At 75.5% G+C, this 23637-nt stretch carries 23 protein-coding genes; 17 read left to right on the plus strand and 6 right to left on the minus strand.

All coding sequences use genetic code 11. From position 1 onward, the window contains the following. Nucleotides 1-37: 37 nt before the first annotated feature. Nucleotides 38-451, plus strand: a complete 414-nt coding sequence (locus tag PH190_RS13715) for a TIGR03618 family F420-dependent PPOX class oxidoreductase (protein WP_274232073.1) — start codon at nucleotides 38-40, stop codon at nucleotides 449-451. A gap of 6 nt (nucleotides 452-457) precedes the next feature. On the opposite strand, the gene PH190_RS13720 is transcribed toward PH190_RS13715, so the two are convergent. The 4 genes from PH190_RS13720 to PH190_RS13735 all read right to left on the minus strand — a co-directional run bounded on the left by PH190_RS13720 (nucleotide 458) and on the right by PH190_RS13735 (nucleotide 4258). Next, nucleotides 458-1009, minus strand: coding sequence for a hypothetical protein (locus PH190_RS13720; protein ID WP_274232074.1), 552 nt, complete (start codon nucleotides 1007-1009; stop codon nucleotides 458-460). A gap of 171 nt (nucleotides 1010-1180) precedes the next feature. Continuing rightward, entirely contained in the window at nucleotides 1181-1816 is a 636-nt protein-coding gene (gene nadD / locus PH190_RS13725) for a nicotinate-nucleotide adenylyltransferase (RefSeq protein ID WP_274232075.1), read from the minus strand. 85 nt (nucleotides 1817-1901) lie between these two features. Then, on the minus strand, nucleotides 1902-3368 hold the full coding sequence (locus tag PH190_RS13730; RefSeq protein ID WP_274232076.1) for a vWA domain-containing protein: 1467 nt from the start codon (nucleotides 3366-3368) through the stop codon (nucleotides 1902-1904). Continuing rightward, nucleotides 3368-4258, minus strand: a complete 891-nt coding sequence (locus tag PH190_RS13735) for an AAA family ATPase (RefSeq protein ID WP_274232077.1) — start codon at nucleotides 4256-4258, stop codon at nucleotides 3368-3370. Before PH190_RS13735 ends, PH190_RS13730 begins: the two co-directional genes overlap by 1 nt. Nucleotides 4259-4406: 148 nt before the next feature. Between PH190_RS13735 and PH190_RS13740 the strand changes: the two genes are divergently transcribed. Further along, entirely contained in the window at nucleotides 4407-5876 is a 1470-nt protein-coding gene (locus PH190_RS13740; RefSeq protein WP_274232078.1) for a hypothetical protein, read from the plus strand. Here PH190_RS13740 and PH190_RS13745 read toward each other — a convergent pair. Then, nucleotides 5873-6490 (minus strand): MSMEG_1061 family FMN-dependent PPOX-type flavoprotein, encoded by a 618-nt coding sequence (locus tag PH190_RS13745; RefSeq protein ID WP_274232079.1) that lies wholly within the window; start codon nucleotides 6488-6490, stop codon nucleotides 5873-5875. The genes PH190_RS13740 and PH190_RS13745 overlap by 4 nt on opposite strands. 85 nt (nucleotides 6491-6575) lie before the next feature. Here PH190_RS13745 and PH190_RS13750 point away from each other — a divergent pair, with 85 nt between their 5' ends. The 8 genes from PH190_RS13750 (at nucleotide 6576) to PH190_RS13785 (ending at nucleotide 16396) form a co-directional block, all read left to right on the plus strand. After that, on the plus strand, nucleotides 6576-8711 hold the full coding sequence (locus tag PH190_RS13750; RefSeq protein WP_425550259.1) for a RecQ family ATP-dependent DNA helicase: 2136 nt from the start codon (nucleotides 6576-6578) through the stop codon (nucleotides 8709-8711). A gap of 78 nt (nucleotides 8712-8789) precedes the next feature. Then, a complete protein-coding gene (gene wsfD, locus PH190_RS13755) occupies nucleotides 8790-10400 on the plus strand; it encodes a glycan biosynthesis hexose transferase WsfD (protein WP_274232081.1) in 1611 nt (536 codons plus the stop codon). A 143-nt stretch (nucleotides 10401-10543) separates the two neighbouring features. Beyond that, on the plus strand, nucleotides 10544-10915 hold the full coding sequence (locus tag PH190_RS13760) for a DUF3040 domain-containing protein (protein ID WP_274232082.1): 372 nt from the start codon (nucleotides 10544-10546) through the stop codon (nucleotides 10913-10915). Between the two features lie 49 nt (nucleotides 10916-10964). After that, nucleotides 10965-11858 carry an MOSC domain-containing protein gene (locus PH190_RS13765; RefSeq protein ID WP_274232083.1) on the plus strand — a complete coding sequence of 298 codons (894 nt, stop codon included), beginning with the start codon at nucleotides 10965-10967 and terminating at the stop codon, nucleotides 11856-11858. Between the two features lie 43 nt (nucleotides 11859-11901). Next, nucleotides 11902-13410, plus strand: a complete 1509-nt coding sequence (locus PH190_RS13770; RefSeq protein ID WP_274232084.1) for an acyl-CoA synthetase — start codon at nucleotides 11902-11904, stop codon at nucleotides 13408-13410. Further along, a complete protein-coding gene (locus PH190_RS13775) occupies nucleotides 13410-14105 on the plus strand; it encodes a helix-hairpin-helix domain-containing protein (protein ID WP_274232085.1) in 696 nt (231 codons plus the stop codon). The genes PH190_RS13770 and PH190_RS13775 overlap by 1 nt, the downstream gene beginning before the upstream one ends. 17 nt (nucleotides 14106-14122) lie before the next feature. Further along, nucleotides 14123-14590, plus strand: coding sequence for an SRPBCC family protein (locus tag PH190_RS13780; protein ID WP_274232086.1), 468 nt, complete (start codon nucleotides 14123-14125; stop codon nucleotides 14588-14590). A gap of 126 nt (nucleotides 14591-14716) precedes the next feature. Next, a complete protein-coding gene (locus PH190_RS13785) occupies nucleotides 14717-16396 on the plus strand; it encodes an N-acetylmuramoyl-L-alanine amidase (protein WP_274232087.1) in 1680 nt (559 codons plus the stop codon). Here PH190_RS13785 and PH190_RS13790 read toward each other — a convergent pair whose 3' ends face one another. Then, nucleotides 16397-17689 carry an aldehyde dehydrogenase family protein gene (locus PH190_RS13790; RefSeq protein WP_420791649.1) on the minus strand — a complete coding sequence of 431 codons (1293 nt, stop codon included), beginning with the start codon at nucleotides 17687-17689 and terminating at the stop codon, nucleotides 16397-16399. Nucleotides 17690-17784: 95 nt separating this feature from the next. On the opposite strand from PH190_RS13790, the gene PH190_RS13795 reads away from it, so the two are divergent. The 7 genes from PH190_RS13795 to PH190_RS13825 all read left to right on the plus strand — a co-directional run bounded on the left by PH190_RS13795 (nucleotide 17785) and on the right by PH190_RS13825 (nucleotide 23590). Then, nucleotides 17785-18510, plus strand: coding sequence for a GntR family transcriptional regulator (locus PH190_RS13795; RefSeq protein WP_274232088.1), 726 nt, complete (start codon nucleotides 17785-17787; stop codon nucleotides 18508-18510). A 104-nt stretch (nucleotides 18511-18614) separates the two neighbouring features. Further along, nucleotides 18615-19949, plus strand: coding sequence for an allophanate hydrolase (atzF, locus tag PH190_RS13800; protein WP_274232089.1), 1335 nt, complete (start codon nucleotides 18615-18617; stop codon nucleotides 19947-19949). Between the two features lie 72 nt (nucleotides 19950-20021). Continuing rightward, the gene (gene biuH, locus PH190_RS13805; RefSeq protein ID WP_420791653.1) at nucleotides 20022-20714 is read left to right on the plus strand and encodes a biuret amidohydrolase; all 693 of its coding nucleotides are present in this window, start codon (nucleotides 20022-20024) and stop codon (nucleotides 20712-20714) included. Beyond that, on the plus strand, nucleotides 20711-21397 hold the full coding sequence (locus PH190_RS13810; protein ID WP_274232090.1) for a cysteine hydrolase family protein: 687 nt from the start codon (nucleotides 20711-20713) through the stop codon (nucleotides 21395-21397). The genes biuH and PH190_RS13810 overlap by 4 nt, the downstream gene beginning before the upstream one ends. Next, nucleotides 21394-21564, plus strand: coding sequence for a hypothetical protein (locus PH190_RS13815; RefSeq protein ID WP_274232091.1), 171 nt, complete (start codon nucleotides 21394-21396; stop codon nucleotides 21562-21564). Before PH190_RS13810 ends, PH190_RS13815 begins: the two co-directional genes overlap by 4 nt. Continuing rightward, a complete protein-coding gene (locus tag PH190_RS13820) occupies nucleotides 21561-23153 on the plus strand; it encodes a regulator (protein WP_274232092.1) in 1593 nt (530 codons plus the stop codon). Before PH190_RS13815 ends, PH190_RS13820 begins: the two co-directional genes overlap by 4 nt. After that, on the plus strand, nucleotides 23150-23590 hold the full coding sequence (locus PH190_RS13825) for an AtzH-like domain-containing protein (protein ID WP_274232093.1): 441 nt from the start codon (nucleotides 23150-23152) through the stop codon (nucleotides 23588-23590). Before PH190_RS13820 ends, PH190_RS13825 begins: the two co-directional genes overlap by 4 nt. The last annotated feature ends 47 nt before the right edge of the window (nucleotides 23591-23637 follow it).

Raw genomic sequence — 23637 nt, forward strand, 5'->3', positions numbered from 1 at the left:
GCGCCCGCGAGCCCGACACGGAGGACCACGACCGGCGATGACCCTCGCGCCACAGCAGGAGGAGCGCCTCCCGCAGGACGTCGTCGCCCTCCTGCGCGGCCGGAACCCGTGCTTCCTCGCCACGGTCCTGCCCGACGGCACACCCGAGACGTCGGAGACGTGGGTGGACACCGACGGCGTGCACATCGTGCTCAACGCCGTCGAGGGCGCGCAGTTGCTCGACAACGTGCGCCGCGACCCGCGGGTGTCGATCGCGATCGCCGACGCCCGCCGCGCCGGGCACGTCGTGACGGTGCGCGGGCGGGTCGTCGACGTCAGCCCGGTGGGCGCCGTCGAGCACCTCGAGTCGCTCGCCCGGCGCTACCTCGGGCGGCCCTACCCGTGGCACCGCCCCGGGCAGACGCACCTCATCGTCCGCATCGCCCCGACCGCCGTGCACCGGCAGGGCTGACACCGGCTACCGCGCCTCCGTCACCGACGCGACCTCGGGCGTCGTGGGCAGGAGCGGGCCGGCCAGGTCGGGCCGGGCGAGCACCACGCCGAGCCCGACGAGCAGGACGACGAGGACGGCGACCACGGCGGTCACCGCGGTGACCGCGGGCCGACGACGCCGGGCGGCCGCCGGCACGGGCAGGACGGCGGGCAGGAGCGCCGGGTGGTGGTGGTCGCGCAGCGCCTCCGGGGGCCACGGTCCCCAGCCGCCGTCGGGGGGTGCCGGGCGCTCGACGACCGGCTGCACCGGGATCGCACCGGCCGGCGGCGTGCGCGGGCCCCGGACACCGGTGCGGACGAACCCGCCCGGGGCGTCGGCCCACGCGCGGCGGATGCGCTGCTGCTCGTCGAGGGCGATCCAGGCGGGCAGGGTCGGGGTCGGTGGGGCGTCCGCGGGGTCCCCGGCCTCGACGGGCGGGGCGGCGCGGGGCCGCGGGACGAGGACCACGCGGATGCGCTGCGGGGTCGCCGGGACGTCGCGGTCCTGCGCGCCGTCCGGGGCGGAGTGGCGGCCCATCAGCCGGTGCGGGTGTCGACGGGACGCGGCGTCAGCACCGAGATCACACTCCCCCCGAGCGGCCGGTCCCTCCGACGGGCACGGCATCCACGCGGATCTCGGGTCGATCACGGGGAGTGTTAGTTGAATCCGGAAGTCGTCACTCGATCGTGTCCTGCGGTCGCGGGACGGCTACTCGGAGGCGACGTGCTCGGTCGGGCCGAGCACCCAGCCCTGCCCGCGCGGCCGGTAGAGCCCGCGCTTGGCGATGTACTGCACGACGCCGTCGGGCACGAGGTACCAGACCGGCTCCCCCGCGGCGACGCGCTCCCGGCACGCCGTCGACGAGATCGCCATCGCCGGCACCTCGAGCAGGCTCACCGCGCCGTGGGGCAGGTGGTCGCCGTCGAGGTCGAAGCCGGGCCGGGTGACGCCGACGAAGTGGGCGAGCCGGAACATGTCGTCGGCGCGGTGCCACGACAGGATCTGCTCGAGGGCGTCCGCGCCGGTGATGAAGAAGAGCTCGTCGTCGGGGAAGATCGTCGCCAGGTCCTGGAGCGTGTCCACGGTGTACGTCGGCCCGTCGCGGTCGACGTCGACGCGGCTGACCGTGAACCGCGGGTTCGACGCCGTGGCGACGACGGTCATGAGGTAGCGGTCCTCGGCCGAGCTGACCGACCGGCTCTCCTTGCGGTAGGGCTGCCCGGTCGGCACGAACACGACCTCGTCGAGCGCGAACCGGACCTGCGCCTCGCTGGCGGCCACGAGGTGACCGTGGTGAATGGGGTCGAAGGTGCCGCCCATGACCCCGATCCGGCGGCCGCTCATCCGATCAGCCTAGGTGCGCTGCGCGCTCGTGAGCAGAAAGACGCGCTACAGCACGTCTTTCTGCTCACCTGCGCGGAGCGCACCCTCACACCGGCAGCAGTCCCGACACCACACCCGCGAGCTGGGCGGCCGTGCGGCACTCGTGCATGGGGACCACCTCGCCGTAGCGACGGGCCGCCGAGTCGCCGGTGCCCCACTGCGCCTGCGGCTCGGGGTTGAGCCAGTGCACGTGCCGCGCGTGCTCGGCGAGGTCGGTGAGCACGGTGAGGTTCGGGTCGCGGTAGTTGGTGCGGGCGTCGCCGAGCAGCAGCAGCGAGGTCCGCGGGCCGACGACGTCCGGCCAGCCCTCGCGGAAGCGTCCGAGCGCCGAGCCGTAGTCGCTGTGGCCGTCGAACGCGATGAGCCCGGGGCGCGCGGTGATCTCGGCCATCACGCCGCCGAGGTCGGCGTTCGGGCCGAAGAGGTCGGTGACCTCGACGCAGCCGTCGACGAAGCAGAAGATTCGGATGCGGGAGAACTGCTCGCGCAGGGCCTGGACCAGCATCATCGTGAAGTGGCTGAACCCCGCCACCGACCCCGAGACGTCGCAGAACAGCACCAGCTCGGGGCGCCCGGGCCGCGGGCGGCGGAACGCCGGACGCATCGGCACCCCGCCGGTGGACATCGAGCGGCGCAACGTGCGGCGCAGGTCGATCGGGCCCCGGCGCGCCCGGCGGCGGCGCGCGGCCAGCCGTGACGCCAGGTGGCGCGCGAGCGGGGCGACGCGGCGGCGCAGGTCGGCGAGCTGCTCGGAGTTGGCGGTGAGGAAGTCGACGCGGTCGCCCTCCTTGGGCACCCCGGTGCGCGCCGCCGCCTCGCGCCCGCGGATCTCCGCGCCCCGCCGGCGCGTCTCGTCGGTGACCATTCGCCGGAACGCCGCGATCCTCTCCCGCACCTCGCGGCGCGAGACCTCCTCGGCGAACGGGCTGTCCCACGCCGCGTCCGGCCCGCCGCGCAGGTCGGCGAGCACGCGGGCCAGCAGCGTCTCGGGACGCACGGCGTTGAGGGCCTGGTAGGCCGACCACGTCGACGGCCGCCCGCCCCCGCCGTCCCCGCGGTCGCCGCCGCCCCCGCCCTGACCCTGCCCCTGGCCGCCCTGCCCCTGGCCCCGGCCGACCGCGCCCAGGCCGTCCACGATCGCGCGCGCCAGCTCGGCCATCGCCGCGGTGTCGCCGTCGCGCAGCAGGCCGGCGAGCAGGTCGCGCAGGGCCTCGACGTCGACCGACCCGTCCTCGGCGTAGGGCAGCGCGACCTCGCCCAGCGCGGCGCCCTGACCCAGCGGGAACCACAGGTCGAACAGCGCGTCGAACACCGCCCGCTGCCCCGACCGGCGCAGCATCGCCGCCGCCAGACCCTCGCGCACCTGCTCGCGGCGCAGGAGGTCGAGCTCGGCGATCACCGCCGCGGCGTCCACCGACTCCCCCGGGCCCACCGCGATCCCGGCCCGCCGCAGGGCGCCGACGAAGTCGACGAGGTGGGCCGGCAGGCCGCCGGTGACGGAGGGCGCGCTCACTAGTTCAACCGCAGCTCGGCGACCGCCCGCTGCGCGTCGGCCTGGTGCTTGAGGACGACGCCGAGGGTGGCGCGCACCGTCTCGTCGTCGAGGGTGTCGAGACCGAGGGCGAGCAGGGTGCGGCCCCAGTCGATCGTCTCCGACACCGACGGCGCCTTGCGCAGCTGGATGCCGCGCAGCACCCCGACGATGCGCACGAGCTCCTCGGCGAGCGCCTCGGGCAGCTGCGGCACGCGGGCGAGCACGATGCGCCGCTCGAGCTCCGGGTCGGGGAAGTCGAGGTGCAGGAACAGGCAGCGGCGCTTGAGGGCCTCGGAGAGCTCACGCGTCGCGTTCGAGGTCAGCAGCGTGAACGGGCGCTGGTTCGCGGTGATCGTGCCCCACTCCGGCACCGTGACCTGGAAGTCGCCGAGCACCTCGAGCAGCAGGCCCTCGACCTCGACGTCGGCCTTGTCGGTCTCGTCGACGAGCAGCACCGTCGGCTCCTCGCGCCGGATCGCGGTGAGCAGCGGGCGGGGCAGCAGGAACTCCTCGGAGAACACGTCGTCGCGGGTGTCGTCCCACGACTCGCCCTGGCTCGCGGTGATCCGCAGGAGCTGCTTGGCGTGGTTCCACTCGTAGAGCGCGCGGGCCTCGTCGATGCCCTCGTAGCACTGCAGCCGCACCAGCCCCGCGCCCGTCGCGTCGGCCACCGCGCGCGCCAGCTCCGTCTTGCCGACCCCGGCCGGGCCCTCGACGAGCAGCGGCTTGCCGAGGCGGTCGGCGAGGAAGACGGTGGTCGCGACGGCGGTGGACGCGAGGTAACCGACGTCGGCGAGCCGGGTGACGACGTCGTCGACGGAGTCGAACAGGGCCTTCTGGGCCTTCTCGCCGACCGGCTCGGTGCTCACGGGCCGCATCCTGCCTCGCGAGCCCTCGGTTGTCCCGGCGATGTGGTCGACGCGGGGTCACGGCGTTGCCCGTGTCGGGCGAACACGCGGTGACACCCCGGTGGCGCAGAACCCCGCGACCCGCCACCTCGTTGAACGTGAGGTGAACGTGAAGCGGCTCCTGGTGGCGCTCGTCACCATGGTCACGACGCTGACGCTGCTGTCGGTCGTCGTCGCCCTCGTCCGCCCGGGCCCCCCGGCGCTCTGGGCCTCCGTCGACGTGCTCGCGCCCTACAACCTGCCGACCTGGTTCGCCGCCACCGTGCTGCTCGCGACCACCCTCGCCGGCCTGGCGAACGCCCTGGTCGCCGCCGCGCGCGGCCGGTGGGGCACCCGGTGCTGGCTCGCGGCCGCCGGGGCGAGCGCGGTGGCGTCGCTGTGCGTCGCGACCGGTCTGCACACGCGCCTCGACGGCCTCGCCCGCCAGGTCGTGGGCACGAACGCCCTGACCAGCGACTGGCTGCTCCCGGCCGCCGTCGCCGGCCTCCTGCTCGCCACGCCGTACGCCCTGCTCGCGCGGCGGCTGCGCGACGGCCGGCGGCTGGTGGGCGCGCTGGTGACCTTCGGCGTCGGCGCCCTCGGCGGCGAGCTCGTCGCCCGGGCGCTCGGCGACGCCGGCCGGGTCCTCGCCGCCGCCGCGGAGGGCCTGCAGGGGCTCGGGGCCGCGGGGCTCCTCGTCGTGGTGGTGACCGCGCTGCACGCGACCCGCCGCGACACCGAGGTCCGCCTGACCTCCGACCTCCCGACCACGGCCCCCCGCGACCTCCCCGCCGTCCCGCGCCGCCGCCGGACCTGGGTCCTGCTCGTCGTCGTCACGCTGGGCCTGGCCGGACTCAGCCTGCTGCTGACCCTCGCGGTGCCGACGCCGGGCCCGCAGCTCGCGCCGTGGGTCGGCTACCTCGACGTCGACCGCGAGGGCAACGTGCCGACCTGGTGGAGCGTCGGCCTCCTCGTCTCCGCCGCCGCGGGACACCTCGTCGCGGGGCTGGTCGGCCGGGCGGCGGGCGCGCGCGGGGCGGCCGGGTGGCTCGTCACCGCCGCGATCCTCGCGGGCATGTCGCTGGACGACATGACCTCGATCCACGAGCGGGTGGGCGACCTCGTGCGCCCCGAGGGCGCCGCCGCGGGCGACCCCGGCGGGAGCTTCTCCTTCTACTGGGTCGTGCCCGGCGCCGCCGTCGCCCTGCTCGTCGCCGTGGCCGTCGGCCTGCTCGCGCTGCGGCTGCGGGGACGCCCCCGTCGGCTCCTCGTCACCGGGCTGGGCGTGCTGTTCCTCTTCGCCCTCGGCCTCGAGGGCGTCCAAGGGGTGGTCCTCGCCCAGGGCACCGGCGGGCGGGTGGCGGAGGTGCTCGCCTACCACCTCGAGGAGCTGGGCGAGAACCTCGGCGCGCTCCTGCTGCTCGGGGCGGCCACCAGCGCGCTGGCCCTGCGGCGCCGCGGCGTCGACGGGGACCTCGACGTGCGCTACGCCGGCGCCGGCGAGGACGGGGACGCCCTGTTCGCGGCCGAGCAGGACGCGGCCCGCCTCGCCGCGAGCCCCACCGAGGCGATCCCGGTGGCCACCACCAGCCGCTCCTAGTAGCGGTTGGTCCGCCCGTCGAGGGCCAGGGCCGCGTCGATCGCCGCCGCCGGCACGTGCGTCCCCGACTGGCTCTTGGCGATCGTCCCGGCCGAGGGGACGTCCTTGCCCGACGGCCACGTGGCGGGGTCCCAGAGCGCGGAGCGCAGGAACGCCTTCGCGCAGTGCAGGAAGAGCTCGTCGATCTCGACGACCACGGCCAGCTCGGGCGTCCTGCCCGTCACGGTGAGGTCGGCCGCGAACGGCGGGTGCTGCAGGATCCGCGCCCGCCCGTTGATGCGCAGCGTGTGGTCGCGCCCGGGCACGAGGAACAGCAGCCCGACCTGCGGGTGGGCGAGGATGTTGCGGAACGAGTCGAGCCGGTGGTTGCCCGGACGGTCGGCGAACGCGACCGCGCGGCCCTCGTCGAGCACGAGCACCTGCCCGGCCGGGTCGCCGCGCGGCGAGACGTCGACGCCGCCGTCGGCGCCCGTCGTGGCGAGCAGGAAGAACGGCGAGGCCTCGAGGAACCGGCGCGACTGTTCGTCGACGTGGTCGATCGCCTTCTCCGCGATCACCCGCGGCGGCTCGGACACGACGGCGCGCAGCGCGGCCTCGTCGGTGATCTCGGGCATCCGGCCCTCCTCGGTGGACTTAGGCGACCCTAACTCCGAGAGGTCCGCCGGGACCACCCCCGCGCTGTCGGACCCGTCGGCCACCATGGGGAGCATGACGGCACCCACCGACACCGACCTGCGCGCCGACGCCGAGGCCACGCTGCAGCGTCTGGCCGGTCCCGACGCTGCGCTGCGCGAGGACCAGTGGGCGGCGATCCACGCGCTGGTCGCCGAGGGGCGCCGGGCGCTGGTGGTGCAGCGCACGGGGTGGGGCAAGAGCGCGGTGTACTTCGTCGCCACGGCGCTCATCCGTGCCCGCGGCGGCGGGCCGACGGTCATCGTGAGCCCGCTGCTCGCGCTGATGCGCAACCAGATCGACGCGGCCGGTCGGGCCGGCATCCACGCGGTGACGGTCAACTCCGCCAACACCGACGACTGGCAGGACGTCTACGCCCAGGTGCAGGCGGGCGCGGTCGACGTGCTGCTCGTGAGCCCGGAGCGGCTGAACAACCCCGAGTTCCGCGACCAGGTGCTCCCCGAGCTCAGCCGGACCGCGGGCCTGCTCGTGGTCGACGAGGCGCACTGCATCTCCGACTGGGGGCACGACTTCCGGCCCGACTACCGCCGGCTGCGCACGCTCATCGCCGAGCTCCCCGACGGCGTCCCGGTGCTGGCCACCACGGCGACGGCGAACGACCGGGTGACCACCGATGTCGCCGACCAGCTGGGGGTCTCGAGCAGCCACGACCACGCGCTGGTCCTGCGCGGCGAGCTCGACCGGGAGTCCCTGCGCCTCGGCGTCCTGCCGCTCGACAAAGGCGCCGACCGCTTCGCCTGGCTCGCCCAGCACCTCGACGACCTGCCGGGCTCGGGCATCGTCTACACGCTCACGGTGTCGGCGGCCGACGAGCTCGCGGCCTTCCTGCGCGAGCGGGGCCACGCCGTCGCCGCCTACACGGGCAAGACCGACCCGGCCGAGCGCGAGCGCGCCGAGGACGACCTGCTGGCCAACCGCGTCAAGGCGCTGGTGGCGACGAGCGCGCTGGGCATGGGCTTCGACAAGCCGGACCTCGGCTTCGTGGTCCACCTCGGGGCGCCGCAGTCGCCGGTGGCCTACTACCAGCAGATCGGGCGCGCGGGCCGCGGCGTCGAGCGCGCCGAGGTGCTGCTGCTGCCCGGCCCGGAGGACCGCGACATCTGGGCGTACTTCGCCTCGCTGGCCTTCCCCGCCGAGCCGCAGGTCCGGGTGGCCCTGTCGGTGCTCGGCGACGCGGGCCGCCCGATGTCCACCGCGGCCCTCGAGCCGCGGGTGGAGCTCAGCCGCGGACGGCTCGAGATGATGCTCAAGGTGCTCGACACCGACGGCGCCGTCCGCCGGGTCAAGGGCGGCTGGGAGGCCACCGGACAGGCCTGGGAGTACGACGGGCGGCGCTACCTCGGCCTCGCCAAGGCCCGCCGGGCCGAGCAGCAGGCGATGCTCGACTACATCGCCACCGACGGCTGCCGCATGGAGTTCCTGCGCCGCCAGCTCGACGACCCCGGCGCCGCGCCGTGCGGACGCTGCGACAACTGCACGGGGCAGCGGTACGACCCGACCATCGGCGAGGACGTGCGCGTCCAGGCGCAGACGACGCTCGACCGGCCGGGCGTGCCGCTCGCGCCGCGCAAGCAGTGGCCAAGCGGCATGGACGCCCTCGACGTCCCGCTCAAGGGCAAGATCAAGCCCGAGGAGGCGGTCGAGGAGGGCCGCGCGCTGGGCCGGCTCACCGACGTCGGGTGGGGCCCGCGCCTGCGCCCGCTGCTGCGCGCCGACGACCTCGTGCCCGACGCCGCCGTCGACGCCGCGGTCGAGGTGCTCAAGGGCTGGGACTGGGCGCAGCGCCCGGCCGGCGTGGTCTGGCTGCCCAGCCGGCGCCGCCCGGTGCTCGTCGAGAGCTTCGCCCAGCGCATCGCGAGCATCGGGCGCCTGCCGCTGCTCGGGGCGCTCGCCGACACCGCCCCGCCGATCTACACCGATCCGGAGGACGACGCGGAGCCCGAGCCCCCGAACTCCGCGCAGCGCCTCGCCGAGGTGTGGTCGCGGCTCTCGGTCCCGGCCGGCATGGACCCGAGCGCCGGGCCGGTCCTGCTCGTCGACGACGTCGCCGACTCGGGCTGGACGATCACCGTGGCGGCCGCCCTGCTGCGCCGGGCCGGCGCGCCGGCCGTGCTGCCGTTCGTGCTGGCCACCACGGGCTGAGCGCCGGTCGTCTGGCACCCTCTCCACAGGACACGGGGCCTCCCGCGACCGCGGGGCCCGCGCCGCGACGGGGGGACGATGACGGCCGGGACGACACTGCCGCCGTGGACGCCCACCGATCCCGCGGGCGCCGCGGATCCCGCGCCGACGCACCGGCGGCGCGGCCTGCTCCTGCGGCTGTCGCTCGCGGTCCTGGTGGCCGGACTCGTCGGCGTCGGGCTCGTCGCCCGGCTCGGCCTCGTCGCCGGCGAGGCGATCGGGGCCGCGGACAACGGCGACGCGATCCGGCTCTACTGCGTCGCCGACCTCGTGCCCGACACCGACGACCGCGCGGCGCCCGGCCACGGCGTCGCCGTCACCGAGTACCGCACGGGCGGCCCCGGCTGCTTCCGCGAGTCCCCGACGACCTCCGCCGGCCTCCTCCTCCGGGCCACCGTCGCCGTGGGCACGGCCCTGGACGCCTCCCCGCCCGCCCCGGACGGCTCCACCCGCTTCTCGTTCGAGTGGCTCGCCGCCGTCTACGTCGCCCTGTTCGCCCTCGGGGCGGGCGTGGCGACCCTCGCGGCCACGGCGGGACGGCGGGCGGCGCGCGCGGTGCCGGCCGTGCTCGCCGTCGTCGTGCCGCCGCTGCTCCCCCTGCTCGTGGTCCCGTGGTGGTCGCGGTTCCTCGTGTCCTCGTTCAGCGAGCCCGCCGGCCTGCTCGGGGCCGCCTGGCTGGCCTGGGGCCTGCTGGCGCTGGCGGTCACGCGTCCCGCGCACCGTGCCGCCCGGCTGGCCGCGCTGGGCCTCGTCGCCGTCGGCGGCCTCGTCGCGGCGACCGGCAAGCCGGGCTTCGTCGCGGTCGGCCTCGCCGCCGTCGTGGCCTGCCTGCTGGTCACGGTCGGCACGACGCGGTGGTGGCGGCGCGTGCCGGGTGTCGTCGCCGCGGTGGCCGTGGTCGCCCTCGCCGCCGCGCCGTTGGTGTCGTCGCTGCGCGCGCAGGACGAGGCGTACGACAAGGTCAACGCCCACAACCTCGCGTTCACCGCCGTGCTCCCGGAGGCGGGGCCGTCGGCGACCGGGCCGCTCGGACTGCGCCCCGAGGCCTTCGGGCAGGCCGGACAGCACTTCTACCTCGACGGCGGCCGCAGCGTGCGGGACTGGGACGCGACCGTCGGCGCCCGGCCCCGGGAGCTGCGGGCCGCCTCGCTGCGGTTCGTCGCCGAGCACCCCCGCGTGCTCGCCCGGATGGTGCACCGCGGGCTGGTGGCGACCCTGCGCCCGCAGGTTCCCTACCTCGCCACCGAGACGGCCGGCGCCCGGACGGTCAGCGGCTCGATCCCCCGCCCGTCCTTCCCCGAGGGTGCGCAGACGATGGGCCCGATGTTCGTCTACCTCGACGGGCTGCCGGGGCGGTGGGTGCCGCCCGCCGTGGTCGCGCTGGCCCTCCTGGCCGGCGCCGTGACGCTGCTCCCGGCGCGACGGCTCGGTGCGGTGCTCGGACGTCGGGACGTCGTGGGGCCGGCGCGTGTCGCGGCGCTCCTCGGGCTCACCGCGCTCGGCGTCGTGGTCGTCGCGGTCCTCGGTGACGGCTACTGCGAGCTCGCCAAGCACGTGTGGCTCGCCTCGTACACGCTGGTCGTGACCGGGGGCGTGCTGCTCGTGACCGCCCTCGCCGTGGCCGGGCACGCCCGCACCCGCCGCGGCTGACCGACCGGCGACTCACCCGGTCCTCGTCGGGTTCTCGTGCTGCTCTCAGGCGATCTTCAGCCCCGCCCTCGACACTCGTGGGCGAAATGTCGGGTTCGCCGCCCGACGCCGCCGAGCCCTCCCGTCGACGAGAGGACCCGAGCATGACGATGCCCGGCCTGCCGGAGCCGTCCCACGAGCCGCGCCCGCTCTCCGAGCGCGAGAGACGCGCTCTGCTCGACCTCGAGGCGCGCCTCGCCGACGAGGACCCGGCGCGGAGCCTGCGGTTGCGCCCGCAGGCGGCCTGGCGGGCCCACGTGTCCGACCGGGCGGTCAACCTGCTCGTGCAGGTCGCCGTGGTGGTCGTCGTGCTCGTCGTGGTGCTGCCCGGGCCGTGGGCGGCCGCGCTCGTCGCGGTGACGCTCATGGTCGTCCCCGGCACGATCTCGCTGCTCGTCTCCCGTGAGGAGTACCGGCGGCGCCGGGAGCAGCGGGAGCGCGGGGCGCACCCGGAGTCCGGGGGCGGGGAGTCCTGACCGGGCGGTCGGTTCCCGCCGGGACGCCGCGGGTGGTATGCCCTCCGGTGTGACGATCGCCGCGCTCTACCGCTACCCCGTGAAGTCGATGCTCGGGGAGACCCTCAGCCGTGCCGTGATCGACGAGCGGGGCGTGATCGGCGACCGCGCGTACGCCGTGCTCGACGTCGAGACCGGCATCGTCGCCAGCGCCAAGGTCCCCAAGCGCTGGGCGACGCTGCTCGCGTTCTCCGCCGCGTACGCCGGCGAGCCGGTGCCTGGCGAGGCTGCCCCGCCCGTGGTCATCACGTTCCCGGACGGCTCGACGCGCCGCAGCGACGACCCCGACATCGACCAGGCGCTCTCCGACGTCCTCGGCCGCGAGGTCAAGCTGATCACGACCCCGCCGGACGGCGTGGCGTTCGAGGAGCTCTGGGTCGACATCGAGGGCGTCGAGCGCGCCGAGCTGGGCCCCGAGCACATCATCGAGGCCACCACGAAGCGCCAGGAGGACACCGGCGAGGCGATCAGCCACTTCGACGTCGCCGGCTTCGCCCCGCCCGGGCGCTTCTACGACCTCTGCGCGATGCACGTCATCACCGAGTCGACGCTCGCGCGCCTGCGCGAGCTCGCGCCCGACAGCGACTTCGACGCCCGCCGCTACCGCCCCAACATCGTGCTCAGCGGCACCGAGCCGGGGTTCGTCGAGAACGACTGGCCGGGCCGCGAGATGACCCTCGGCGACGACGTCCGGCTCGCGTTCAGCTTCCAGACCATGCGCTGCGTGATGACGACGATGGCCCAGCAGGACCTGCCCGAGGACCGCAACACCCTGCGCACGGTCGCCAAGAACAACCGCATCGACATCTCGCACCCGGTGGTCGGCGGGAAGTGGGCCTGCGCCGGGGTGTACGCCGACGTGAGCGCCGGCGGCGAGGTCGCCGTCGGCGACGCCCACGCCTGACGGTCCACCCACCGACCGGCCACGTCGAGGAGAGCACACACCCGTGGACACCCGCTCGAGCACGGTCGACGGGGTGCTGGCCCGCAGCGCGCGCCGCACCCCCGACCGTGTCGCCCTGCACTTCGCCGATCGCACCTGGACCTACCGCGAGCTCGACGACGCCGTGACCCGGGCCGCCGGGTTCCTCGGTGAGCTCGGGATCGGCGCGGGCGATCGCGTCGCCACCTACGGCAGGAACTCCGACGCCTACCTGCTGGCGTTCCTGGGCTGCGCACGCCTCGGGGGCGTGCACGTGCCGATCAACTACGCGCTGACCGGCGAGGAGCTGGGCTACCTCGTCGAGCAGTCGGGCAGCAAGTTGCTGCTCATCGACCCGGCGCTCGCCGGCCCCGTGGACGCGCTGCCCACCCAGCCCCAGCAGGTCGTCCCGCTGCGCGACGCACCCGGCTCGCTGCTCGAGTGGGCCAGCCGCGGCGAGGTGCCCGAGCTGCTCACGACGGTCGCCGACACCGACCTCGTGCAGCTGCTCTACACGTCGGGCACGACCTCGCGGCCCAAGGGCGCGATGATGACCCACCGCGGTCTGGTGCACGAGTACGTCTCGGGCGTCCACGCGCTGGCGATGTCGCAGGACGACCGGCCGCTGCACGCCATGCCTCTGTACCACTCGGCGGGCATGCAGCTCTTCCTCATGCCCTACCTCATGGTCGGTGCCACGAACTCCCTGATGGAGGCCCCGGACATCCCGGAGATCCTCCGGCGGATCGAGGCCGACGGCATCGGGGCGATCTTCCTGGCGCCGACGGTGTGGGTGCCGCTGGTCAACCACGCCGACTTCGGCACCCGCGACCTGACGAGCCTGCGCAAGGCGTTCTACGGCGCGTCGATCATGCCGGTGCCGATCCTGACCCGGCTCCGCGAGGCGCTGCCCGCCCTCGGCGTCTACAACTGCTTCGGCCAGTCCGAGATCGGCCCGCTGGCCACGGTGCTGCAGCCCGAGGAGCACGACGAGCGTCCCGAGTCGTGCGGGCGCCCGGTCCTGTTCGTCGAGCTGCGGGTGATCGACGACGACGGCCACGACGTCGAGCCCGGCGGCACGGGCGAGGTCGTCTACCGCTCGCCGCAGCTCTGCGAGGGCTACTGGGACAAGCCCGACGAGACCGCCGAGGCCTTCCGCGACGGCTGGTTCCACTCCGGCGACCTCGTGCGCATCGACGAGCAGGGCTACATCACCGTCGTCGACCGGATCAAGGACGTGATCAACACCGGCGGGGTGCTCGTCGCGTCCCGCGAGGTGGAGGACGCGCTCTACACCCACGGGGCGGTCGCCGAGGTCGCCGTGATCGGCAGCCCCGACGAGCGGTGGATCGAGGCCGTGACGGCGTTCGTGGTGCGGAAGTCCGAGGTCTCCGCCGACGAGCTCGTCGCGCACGTCCGCGGGCGCCTCGCGGGCTACAAGACGCCCAAGCACGTCCACTTCGTCGACGAGCTGCCCCGCAACCAGTCGGGCAAGCTCCTCAAGCGCGTGCTGCGCGACCGGCTGCCCGGCTGATGCCGCCGACGCAGGAGCGGCGCGGGAACGCGTTCACCCGGGGCGGCTGGTGGTTCCTCGTGCACGTGCTGAGCGCCGGCCTGCTGCTGCCGGTGCCCCTCGCCCACGCCGCGGTCCGCACCCGGCGTCGGGCCCACGTCGCGGCCGCGGTCGCGGCGCTGGTGCTCCTCGTCGCGACGTTCGTCGTCGCCGGCGTGGCCGGCCGCGACCCCGAGGGCCGACTCGTCGGCGTCGCCGGCGGGCTCGCGACCGCGGGCATCTGGACGGCCTTCGTCGGGGGTCTGGTGGCGCTCGTCGTCATCCGGCCCCAGGTGTTCGGGCCCCGGGTGAAGCCCACCAGCTGGGACCGCCCGCCCGCGGACCCGGCGGTCGCGGCGGCGCTGGCGGCCCGGACACGCCGCGACGAGGCCCGCCGCCTCGCCGTCGAGGACCCGCTGCTCGCCCGGGACCTGCGGATCGGGCGCCCCGACCTGCCGCGCACCTACGACGACGGCGGGCTCGTCGACCTCAACACCGCGCCGGGTCCCGTCATCGCGCGGACCTGCGGGATCGCGCCCGCCCACGCCGAGCGGATCGTGGCGTGCCGGAGCGCCGCCGGGCGGTTCGCGACCGTCGACGACGTCTTCGCCTGGGCGGACCTCCCCTACGACGTCTGGGACCTCGTGCGCGACCGCGGCGTCGTGCTCGGGCGCTGACCACCGGGGAGCCGACGATGCAGGACGCCGTGACCGAGCACGTCCGGGCCGCGCCCGAGACCGTGTGGGCGCTCGTCGCCGACGTCACCCAGACCCACCGCTACAGCGAGGAGACCTTGGAGGCCGAGTGGCTCGACGGCGCCACCGGACCGGCGGTCGGCACGCGCTTCCGCGGCCACGTGCGGCGCAACGGGCGGGGGCCCACCTACTGGTCGACCTGCCGCATCACCGCCTGCGAGCCGGGCCGCGAGTTCGGGTTCGAGGTGCTGGTCGGCGGGCGGCCGATCAACACCTGGCACTACCGCTTCACGCCGGCGGGCGACGGCACCGACGTCACCGAGTCCTTCCGGCTCACCCCGAGCCTCGGGACACGGATCTACTGGGCCGTCCTCGGCCGGGCGCGCGGGCGCACCAACCGCGCCAACATGCGCGGGACGCTGCGGAAGATCCAGGAGATCGCGGAGTCCTCCGAGTCCGAGGGCTGATCGTTCCCGGCGTGTCGTATCCCCGGTGGCCGCCACGCGTTGCATCGTGGACGACCGACCGGGGGGTGGGTGTTGGGCCGCAGGACACGGACCGCAGGACGGGGGGCCGGCCGAGGGGTGGGCCGGGTGCTGGGGGCGGCGGTGATCGCGGTCCTGGTGACGACGGGCGTGCCCGCCGCGGCCACGGCAGCCACCGCGCCCACCGCACCCATGGCGGCCGCGGTCGCGCCGGAGACGCTGCCGTCGCTCGCGGCGCCGTCGGGCGAGCCCGAGGACGTGCCGCCGGCGGCGCTCCCCGCGGCGCAGGCGCCGTCACCCGACGTCGAGCAGGAGCGGCTCACCGCGCCCGCGCCCTCCCCCGACGCCGGCGGCGCCGCGCAGGCCACGAGCCCCGACCCGCTCAAGCTGGTCGCCGTCACCTGGACCGGTGCCCCGCCGCAGCTGGTCGAGCTGCGCAGCCGCCTCGCGAGCGGCCTGTTCGGGCCGTGGACCCGCGTGGACCCGGTCGACACCGAGCGCGACGGCCGCCGGGGCCCGCCGACCGGTACGGAGCCGGTGTGGGTCGCCGACAGCCGCGAGGTGCAGGTCCGGGCGAGCACGGACGGCCGCTCCGAGACCTCGCGCGTGGCCCTGACCTCGATCGACCCCGGGACCAGCACCAACGACGCCCGCATCGCCGCGGCAGCGACCACCCCGGGCGGCGCCACCGGCAGCCCGAGCAGCCCCGCGCTCGTCACCCGCGCACAGTGGGGCGCCGACGAGCGTCTCATGACGTGGACGCCGGAGTACACGCCGACGGTGCGCGCGGTGACCGTCCACCACACCGCGGGCACCAACTCCTACACCGCCGCCGACTCGGCGGCGATCGTGCGCGGCATCTACGCCTACCACGCCCGCACCCAGGGCTGGGGCGACATCGGCTACCACGTGCTCGTCGACAAGTTCGGCACCGTGTTCGAGGGCCGCGCCGGCGGGCTCGCCCGGTCGGTGATCGCGGCCCACGCGGGCGGCTTCAACCGCGAGACGTTCGGCATCGCGATGATGGGCGACTACACCGCGATCGCCCCGTCGGCCGCGACGCTGGAGGCGACGGCGCAGCTCGCGGCGTACAAGCTGGGCGGGCTCTACCGCGCCCCCAACGCGTCGGTGACCCTGACCAGCACCGGCGGCGGCACCTCGCGCTACCCGGCGGGCCGGGCGGTGAGCCTGCCGGCGGTGTTCGCCCACCGCGACGTCGGCGCCACCGAGTGCCCGGGCAACACCGGCGTGCGCTCGATGCCCACCATCCGCTCGCGCACCACGACCCTCGTCGGCGACCTGTCGACCTACCCGATCCGGCAGAAGTGGCTGGCACTGCGCGGCGTGCTGGCCGAGCCGTCGGTGGTCGAGAGCCCGACCGCCCGCTCCGCCCGCGTCACCCGCTTCTCCGGCAGCAACGGCGCGGTCTACTGGTCGAGCGCGACCGGTGCCTGGGCGGTCCAGGGCACCATCAACGCCCGCTACGACGCCCTCGGCGCCGCCGGCTCCGTGCTGGCCCTGCCCCGCACCGACGAGCGCGCCACCCCGGACGGGCGCGGCCGCTACAACCAGTTCCAGTCCGGGGTCATCTACTGGACGCCGCAGACCGGGGCGTGGCCGGTGCGCGGCCCGATCCTCACGAAGTGGGCCCAGCTGGGCTATGAGCGCTCGAGCCTCGGCTACCCCAGGGGCGACCAGCGCGCGGTCACCGGCGGGCAGCGCCAGGACTTCGAGCGCGGCTACCTGCGGCTCAACACCACGACCGGCGTCGTGACGGTCAACAGCTGACTACTCCTCGGGGTGCCCGATCGCCGTCGACGCCGGCACCACCACGAACTGGCGCAGGCACAGGTCGGTGAACACCACCGGCCCGCGCGGGCCCGGGACGTGGTCGACGTTGATGCCGGTCTCGGGCACCCGGCGCAGCTTGACGCCGTCGAGCAGGCGCGTCGTGGCGTTCCAGAACGCGCCGGTGCCGGCGTAGGCGTCGAGGAACGTGCGGGCGGCGGCCTCGTCGGCGGTGACGATGGTCGCCGCGAGCCCCGAGGTCTCGCGGTTGGCGATCGCGGCGGCGTCGGCGGGCCCGTCGGCCGGCGCGATCGTCACCGTGGCCTCGTGCCCGTCGTCGAGCGCCCACTCGTGGCCGAGCGGGTGGTCGTGCGGCGGCAGCGAGGCGCGCAGGCCGTGCTGCTCGAGGAGCGCGACGAGCCCGGGGACCGCCTCGTCCCAGCGGTGGCGCTCGACGAGCAGCAGGTTGAGCCGGTTGCAGACGCCGAGCCGGTCGATCGACGAGGTGACGAGGTGGTGGGCGAGCTCGGTGGTCGCCGCGCGGTCGACGTAGAGCACCCCGCCGCCGTCGGCGTGGGCGAGGGTGCGCACGCCGTGCTGCGCGGCCTCGAGGCCCAGGGAGCGGGTGGTGTCGCCCGACCCGCGCAGGATCACCAGCGGGATGAGCCCGGGGTGGCGGACCAGCTCGACCGCACACTCCCGGCGCGGGTCGGTGACGAGCACGACGGCGTCGGGGTCGAGGCCCGCGCCGGCGAGCGCCGGGGAGACGACCGCCTCCATGAGCGCCGTGGCCGAGGCGAGCGCGGCCCCACCGGTGCGCAGCACGCCGGCGTTGCGGGACTTCACGAGCTGCGAGGCGACGTCGACCACCACGTTCGGCCGGGCCTCGAAGTTCGCGCCGATCACCCCGACGGGCCGGCGCCGCTCGAGGAGCCGCAGCCCGTCCGGGCGCTCCTCGAGCACGGTGTCGGTCTCGGGCGCCGGGACGTCGGCGAGCTCGAGCAGCGTCTCGGCCATGGCGTCGAGCCGGTCGCGGTCGAGGCGCATGCGGTCGACGAGCGCGGGGGTGGTGCCCGCGGCCTCGGCGGCCTCGACGTCGGCGGCGTTCGCGACGAGGACCGTGTCCGCGGCCTCGGCGAGCAGCGCCGCCATCCCTCGCAGCGCGTCGGCGACCTCGTGGTCGCGGGCCGCCGCCATGGCCGGCGCCGCGGCGGCGGCGCGCCGCCCGCAGTCGGTGACGATGGCGGCAGGGTCCGCGGTGGTGCCCGCCAGGACGTCGGTCGTGCTGGTCACGCCCGCATTCTGCCAGCCACCGGTGTTCCGCCCGGGGCCCCCGGAGCCGGTCTGACACCCTGGACCGGTCGGCTCGATGACCCCGGAGGCCCGCCGTGACCGCTCAGGTGCCGCTCGTCGGAGGCGACGAGCTCGGGCCGCCGAGCCTGGTCGAGCTGGCGCTGGAACGCATCCGCGCCGACATCCTGCGCGGCACGCTGGCCCCCGGCGAGCGCTTGGTCGAGGAGCAGCTGACGCGACGGTTCGGCGTCAGCCGGGCGCCGGTGCGGGAGGCGCTGCGCCTGCTCGCCCAGCAGGGCCTCGTGGAGCACCTGCCGCGGCGCGGCGTCCGCGTCGTCGAGCTCTCGGCCCGCGACATCCAGGAGCTGTTCGACCTGCGCGACGCGCTCGAGCGCTTCGCGGTCGAGACGGCGTTCGCCGGTGGGCGCCGCCCCGAGCGGTCGGCGCTGCGCGACCTCGAGGCCGCGACGGCGCGGATCGAGGAGGCGGCCCACGACGTCGACGACCCCGCGCTCGAGGAACGGGCCGCGGTCGACCGCGCCGCCGCGCACCGCGCGTTCCACCTCGCGTTCGTCGGGCTCGCCGGGCACCGCCACCTGCTGCGCGTCTACGAGCCCGTGGTCCTGCAGCTGCAGGTCTACATGGCGACCAACATGCGCCGGGAGGCCGAGCAGCGCTCCCCGGCCGACGGGGCCCGGCGCCACCGGCTCCTCGCCGACGCGGTGGCCACCGGCGACGCCGACCACGTCCTCGCCGCGCTCGCCCGTCACGGCGCGCGCGACTACCTCTCCCCCGAGCTCGCGTCGGAGGACGCCGGCTGACCGCCCGCTTCACACAGCCGTAACCGCTGGCGTCCTCCCCCGACACGAAACGGTCGACAATCGACCGAGTGCATACAGCGACGGCGACCGGCGCTCTCGGGGTCGTGGACCTCCGATCGGCGTACTCCACGGGCACGTTGCGTCCCTCCCAGGTGGTCGACGACGTCCTCGACCGCCTGCAGGTGCGCGGCGACGACGCGGTCTGGATCACGGTCACCCCGGCGCACGAGCTGCGGGCGCGGGCCGGCGAGCTCGAGCGGTGGACACCGGCTGCGCGGGAGGCGAGCCCGTTGTACGGCGTGCCGGTCGCGGTCAAGGACAACATCGACGTCGCGGGGCTGCCCACCACCGCGGCGTGCCCGGCGTTCGCGTCGACACCGGCACGGGACGCCGGAGCGGTCCGGCGCCTGCGCGCGGCCGGCGCGATCGTCGTCGGCAAGACCAACCTCGACCAGTTCGCGACCGGGCTGAACGGTGGCCGCTCGCCCTACGGCGCGCCCGAGAGCGTCTACGGCGGCGACCTGGTCTCCGGCGGGTCGAGCTCGGGGAGTGCGGTCGCGGTGGCCGCCGGCGTCGTGCCGCTGGCCCTCGGCACCGACACCGCCGGGTCCGGCCGGGTGCCCGCCGCCCTCAACGGCGTCGTCGGGCTCAAGCCCACCCGCGGGCTCGTCGGCGCCCGCGGGGTCGTGCCGGCGTGCCGCTCGCTCGACTGCGTCAGCGTCTTCACCCGCGACCTGGCGGACGCGTCGGTCGCCCTCGACGTCCTCGCCGGCCCGGACCCCGACGACCCGTGGTCGCGCACGGGCGTCCCCGTCCCCGTCCCCGACCCGCCCGTCCTGGCCGTGCCCTCGCGACTCGACGTCGACGAGGTCTTCGCCGGCGACGGCCTGATGGCCGAGGCCGTGACGGCGGTGATGGCCGCGGCCGTCGTCCGCGCGGGCGGCACCGTCGACCTGCCCCTGGCGCCGCTGCGCGAGGCGGGCGACCTGCTCTACGGCGGACCCTGGGTCGCCGAGCGCCTCGCCGCCCTCGGCGACTTCCTCGCCGCCCATGCCGACGAGGTCCTGCCGGTCACGCGCGGGGTGATCGAGGGCGGTGCCCGCTTCAGCGCCGTCGACGCGTTCCGCGCCCGCTACCGGCTCCAGGAGCTGCGGGTGTGGGCCGACCGGCTCTTCGCGGACGCCGACGTGGCGCTGCTGCCGACCGTGCCCACGACCTTCACCCGCGCCGAGCTGGTCGCGGAGCCCGTCGCCCGCAACCTGGTGCTCGGGCGCTGGACGCAGTCCACGAACCTGCTCGACCTCGCCGCCGTCGCCGTGCCGGCCGGCACGACCGCCGACGGACGCCCGGTCGGGGTGACGCTCGTCGGCCCCGCCTTCTCCGAGGACCGGCTGCTCGCCGCGGCCGCCCGTCTCGTCCCCTCCCCCACGACCCCGTAGGAGGTCGCAGTGACGTCCGAAGCGCTCGTCGCGCCCGTCCCGGCGGCCCCGCCCCCCGAGCCGGTGGCCCGCATCGGCCCCGTCACGGCCGCGCGGCCCTACGCCTGGCCCTACGACGGGTCGGTCCCGGCCGCGCGCACGGCCCTGGTCTGCATCGACTGGCAGGTCGACTTCTGCGGGCCCGGCGGCTACGTCGACCGCATGGGCTACGACATCGGCCTGACCCGCGCGGGCCTCGGGCCGACAGCACGCCTGCTCGCCCACGCGCGGGCCACGGGGATGCTCGTCGTCCACACCCGCGAGGGCCACGCACCCGACCTGTCGGACCTGCCCGCGAACAAGCGCTGGCGCTCGCGGCAGATCGGCGCCGAGATCGGCAGCGCGGGCCCCACCGGCCGGATCCTGGTCCGCGGCGAGCCGGGCTGGGAGATCGTGCCCGAGGTCGCCCCGGTGGCGGGCGAGGTGCTGATCGACAAGCCGGGAAAGGGCGCGTTCTACGCCACCCAGCTCGACCTGGTGCTGCGCAGCAACGGCATCACGCACCTGCTGCTCACCGGCATCACCACCGACGTCTGCGTGCACACGACCATGCGCGAGGCCAACGACCGCGGCTACGAGTGCCTGATCCTCGCCGACGCCACCGGCGCGACCGACCCGTCCAACCACGAGGCCGCCCTGCACATGGTGACCATGCAGGGCGGGGTCTTCGGCGCCGTCGGCAGCACCGACGGCGTGGTCGACGCGACCACCTGGAGCTCCCCGTGACCACCGTCGAGGCCGACCCGGGACCCTTCTCCTTCGACCCCGCGACGACGGCGCTGGTGATCATCGACATGCAGCGCGACTTCTGCGAGCCCGGCGGCTTCGGCGAGACGCTCGGCAACGACGTCGCGCAGCTGCGCGGGGTGATCCCGCCGCTGCAGGAGGTGCTGGCCACCGCCCGCGCCGTCGGCATGACGATCATCCACACCCGCGAGGGACACGAGCCCGACCTGTCGGACTGCCCGCCGGCCAAGCGGAACCGCGGCGCGCCCAGCCTGCGCATCGGCGACCCGGGCCCGAAGGGCCGCATCCTCATCCGCGGCGAGTACGGGCACGACATCATCGACGAGCTCGCCCCGCGGCCCGGCGAGCCGGTGGTGGACAAGCCGGGCAAGGGCTCCTTCCACGGCACCCGCTTCGGTGAGGAGCTGGCCGCCCGCGGCATCACCTCGCTGATCGTCACCGGCGTGACGACCGAGGTGTGCGTGCACACCACCGTCCGCGAGGCCAACGACCGCGGCTACGAGTGCCTCGTGCTGTCGGACTGCGTCGGCTCCTACTTCCCCGAGTTCCAGCGCGCCGGCCTCGCCATGATCGCCGCCCAGGGCGGGATTTTCGGATGGGTCGCGCCGTCCCGCGCCCTGCTCGCCGTCCTGCACCCCGCCCTCGAAGGGACCCCGTCATGAGCCAGACCACCGCGGCGGCCCGGGAGCCGGTGAAGCTCTCGTGGTGGGTCGCCGGCGACACCAACGCCTTCTTCGGCCTGGGCTTCAACACGCTCGTCAACGTGCTCGTGCTGTCCGGGCTGTGCGTCGGGGTGGTCAACATCCCGGGCGCGGAGTCTTCGGCGTGATCCTGCCGGCGCTCGGCGTCCAGCTGCTGATCGGCAACGTCTACTACACGTACCTGGCGCGGCGGCTGGCGCGGAAGGAGGGCCGGACCGACGTCTGCGCGATGCCCTACGGCCCGTCCGTCCCGCACATGTTCATCGTCGTCTTCGTCATCATGCTGCCGATCTACCTCCAGACGAACGACCCGCTCGCGGCCTGGGCCGCCGGCCTCGCCTGGAGCTTCATCATCGGCCTGATCGTCCTGCTCGGCGCCTTCGTCGGCCCGTTCATCCGGCGCTGGACCCCGCAGGCAGCGATGCTCGGCACCCTCGCCGGCGTCTCCATCGCCTTCATCTCGATGCGGCCGGCCGCGCAGATGTTCGAGGCGCTGTGGATCGCGCTCCCGGTCATGGTGATCATCCTGATCGGCTTCTTCACCGACCTCAAGCTGCCGGGGAACATCCCCGTCGGGCTGGCGGCCCTGCTGCTCGGCACCGCGATCGCCTGGATCGGCGGGTACATGTCGGTGCCCGACGTGGTCGCCGCCGCCGGCGACGTCGCCGTGTCGCTGCCCACCCTCGACCTCGCCCGGCTCGGCGACGGCCTCGCCGACGTCGCCCCGCTGCTCGCGACCGCGATCCCGCTGGGCATCTACAACTTCACCGAGGGCATGACCAACGTCGAGTCCGCCGCCGTGGCCGGGGACGAGTACAACCTGCGCTCGGTCCTGCTCGCCGACGGCGCCGGCGCGGTCGTCGGCTCCGCCCTGGGCTGCCCCTTCCCGCCCGCGGTGTACATCGGCCACCCCGGCTGGAAGGCCGCGGGCGGGCGCACCACGTACTCCCTGGCCTCCGGCGTGGCGATCGCCCTGATGTGCTTCCTCGGCCTGTTCTCGCTGCTCGGCGCCCTGCTGCCGTTGCCGGCGATCGTGCCGATCCTGCTCTACATCGGACTGCTCATCGGGGCCCAGGCCTTCCGCGAGGTCCCGGCCCGGCACGCCGTGGCCGTGGTGTTCGCGATCATCCCCAACATCGCCTCCTGGGCGGCGGGGCTGATGGACAACGCCCTCGACGCCGCGAACACCTCCGCCGAGCAGGTGGGCGAGGAGGCCCTCACCGGCGCCGGGCTCGTCTACCACGGCACGGCGCTGCTCGGCGGCGGTGCGATCCTCGCCGGTCTCGTCCTCGGCTCGATCACCGCGTTCATCATCGACAAGGAGTTCTTCGCCGCTGCGGCCTACAGCGCCGCCGGCGCCGTGCTCGGGTTCGTCGGGCTCATCCACGCCGAGTCCGTCGGCTGGAACGTCGGCGGGCAGATCGCCCTCGGCTACGCCTTCGCCGCCGTCGTCCTCGTCGCCTTCGGCCTCGTCGAGCGGCGCCGGGACGCGACCCCGGGCGACGCAGCGCCCTCGACGGCCGACGATGGCAGGGCCGACGGGGGCGCGGGCGGCGAGGGCAAGGCCGACGAGGGCAAGGCCGACGAGGGCAAGGCCGACGAGGGCAAGGCCGCCGAGGACGTGCCGGCGCCGCGGTCGGCCGAGGCGGCGGCGAGCACCCCGGCGAGCACCCCGGCGAGACCTGGGGCCTCCCCCGGCGGACCGGTGCGGGCGTGACGGGGACGGCGAGCCCGGTGGCGTCGGCGGCCCCGGCCGCCGAGGGCACCGGGGGGCCCGTCCTCGACCGCCCGGACGTCGTCGCCGCGGTGACGGCGGCGTTCGAGCGCTACGAGCGAGCGTTGCGGGACGCCGACGTCGGCGTGCTCACCGAGCTCTTCTGGTCCGACCCGCGCTGCGTGCGCTACGGGGTCGCCGACCGGCAGTACGGCGCCGACGAGATCGCCGCCTGGCGCCGCGACCACCCCGGTGTGCCTCCCGGTCGACGGCTCGCCGGCACGGTCGTGGTCGCCGTCGACGACCGGACGGCGGTGGTGAGCACGCTGTTCGGCTACCCGGACCACGTTGCCGAGGGACGCCAGACCCAGACGTGGGTGCGGCTCGCGGAGGGCTGGCGGATCGTCGCGGCCCACGTCTCCGAGGTCCCGCCCGCCTGACGACCGTCAGCGGGGCGAGCCCGCCTCGGCGTCGGTCGGGTCGGGGA

Source organism: Actinomycetospora straminea (assembly GCF_028737255.1).
GTDB classification, from domain to species: Bacteria; Actinomycetota; Actinomycetes; order Mycobacteriales; family Pseudonocardiaceae; genus Actinomycetospora; species Actinomycetospora straminea.

Excerpts from the sequence above, each read along its gene's own strand:
- PH190_RS13715 (WP_274232073.1), top strand. The coding sequence starts at position 38 with ATGACCCTCGCGCCACAGCAGGAGGAGCGCCTCCCGCAGGACGTCGTC.
- PH190_RS13720 (WP_274232074.1), bottom strand. The coding sequence starts at position 1,009 with ATGGGCCGCCACTCCGCCCCGGACGGCGCGCAGGACCGCGACGTCCCG.
- nadD (WP_274232075.1), bottom strand. The coding sequence starts at position 1,816 with ATGAGCGGCCGCCGGATCGGGGTCATGGGCGGCACCTTCGACCCCATT.
- PH190_RS13745 (WP_274232079.1), bottom strand. The coding sequence starts at position 6,490 with ATGCCCGAGATCACCGACGAGGCCGCGCTGCGCGCCGTCGTGTCCGAG.
- PH190_RS13750 (WP_425550259.1), top strand. The coding sequence starts at position 6,576 with ATGGGGAGCATGACGGCACCCACCGACACCGACCTGCGCGCCGACGCC.
- wsfD (WP_274232081.1), top strand. The coding sequence starts at position 8,790 with ATGACGGCCGGGACGACACTGCCGCCGTGGACGCCCACCGATCCCGCG.
- PH190_RS13760 (WP_274232082.1), top strand. The coding sequence starts at position 10,544 with ATGACGATGCCCGGCCTGCCGGAGCCGTCCCACGAGCCGCGCCCGCTC.
- PH190_RS13775 (WP_274232085.1), top strand. The coding sequence starts at position 13,410 with ATGCCGCCGACGCAGGAGCGGCGCGGGAACGCGTTCACCCGGGGCGGC.
- PH190_RS13780 (WP_274232086.1), top strand. The coding sequence starts at position 14,123 with ATGCAGGACGCCGTGACCGAGCACGTCCGGGCCGCGCCCGAGACCGTG.
- PH190_RS13815 (WP_274232091.1), top strand. The coding sequence starts at position 21,394 with ATGAGCCAGACCACCGCGGCGGCCCGGGAGCCGGTGAAGCTCTCGTGG.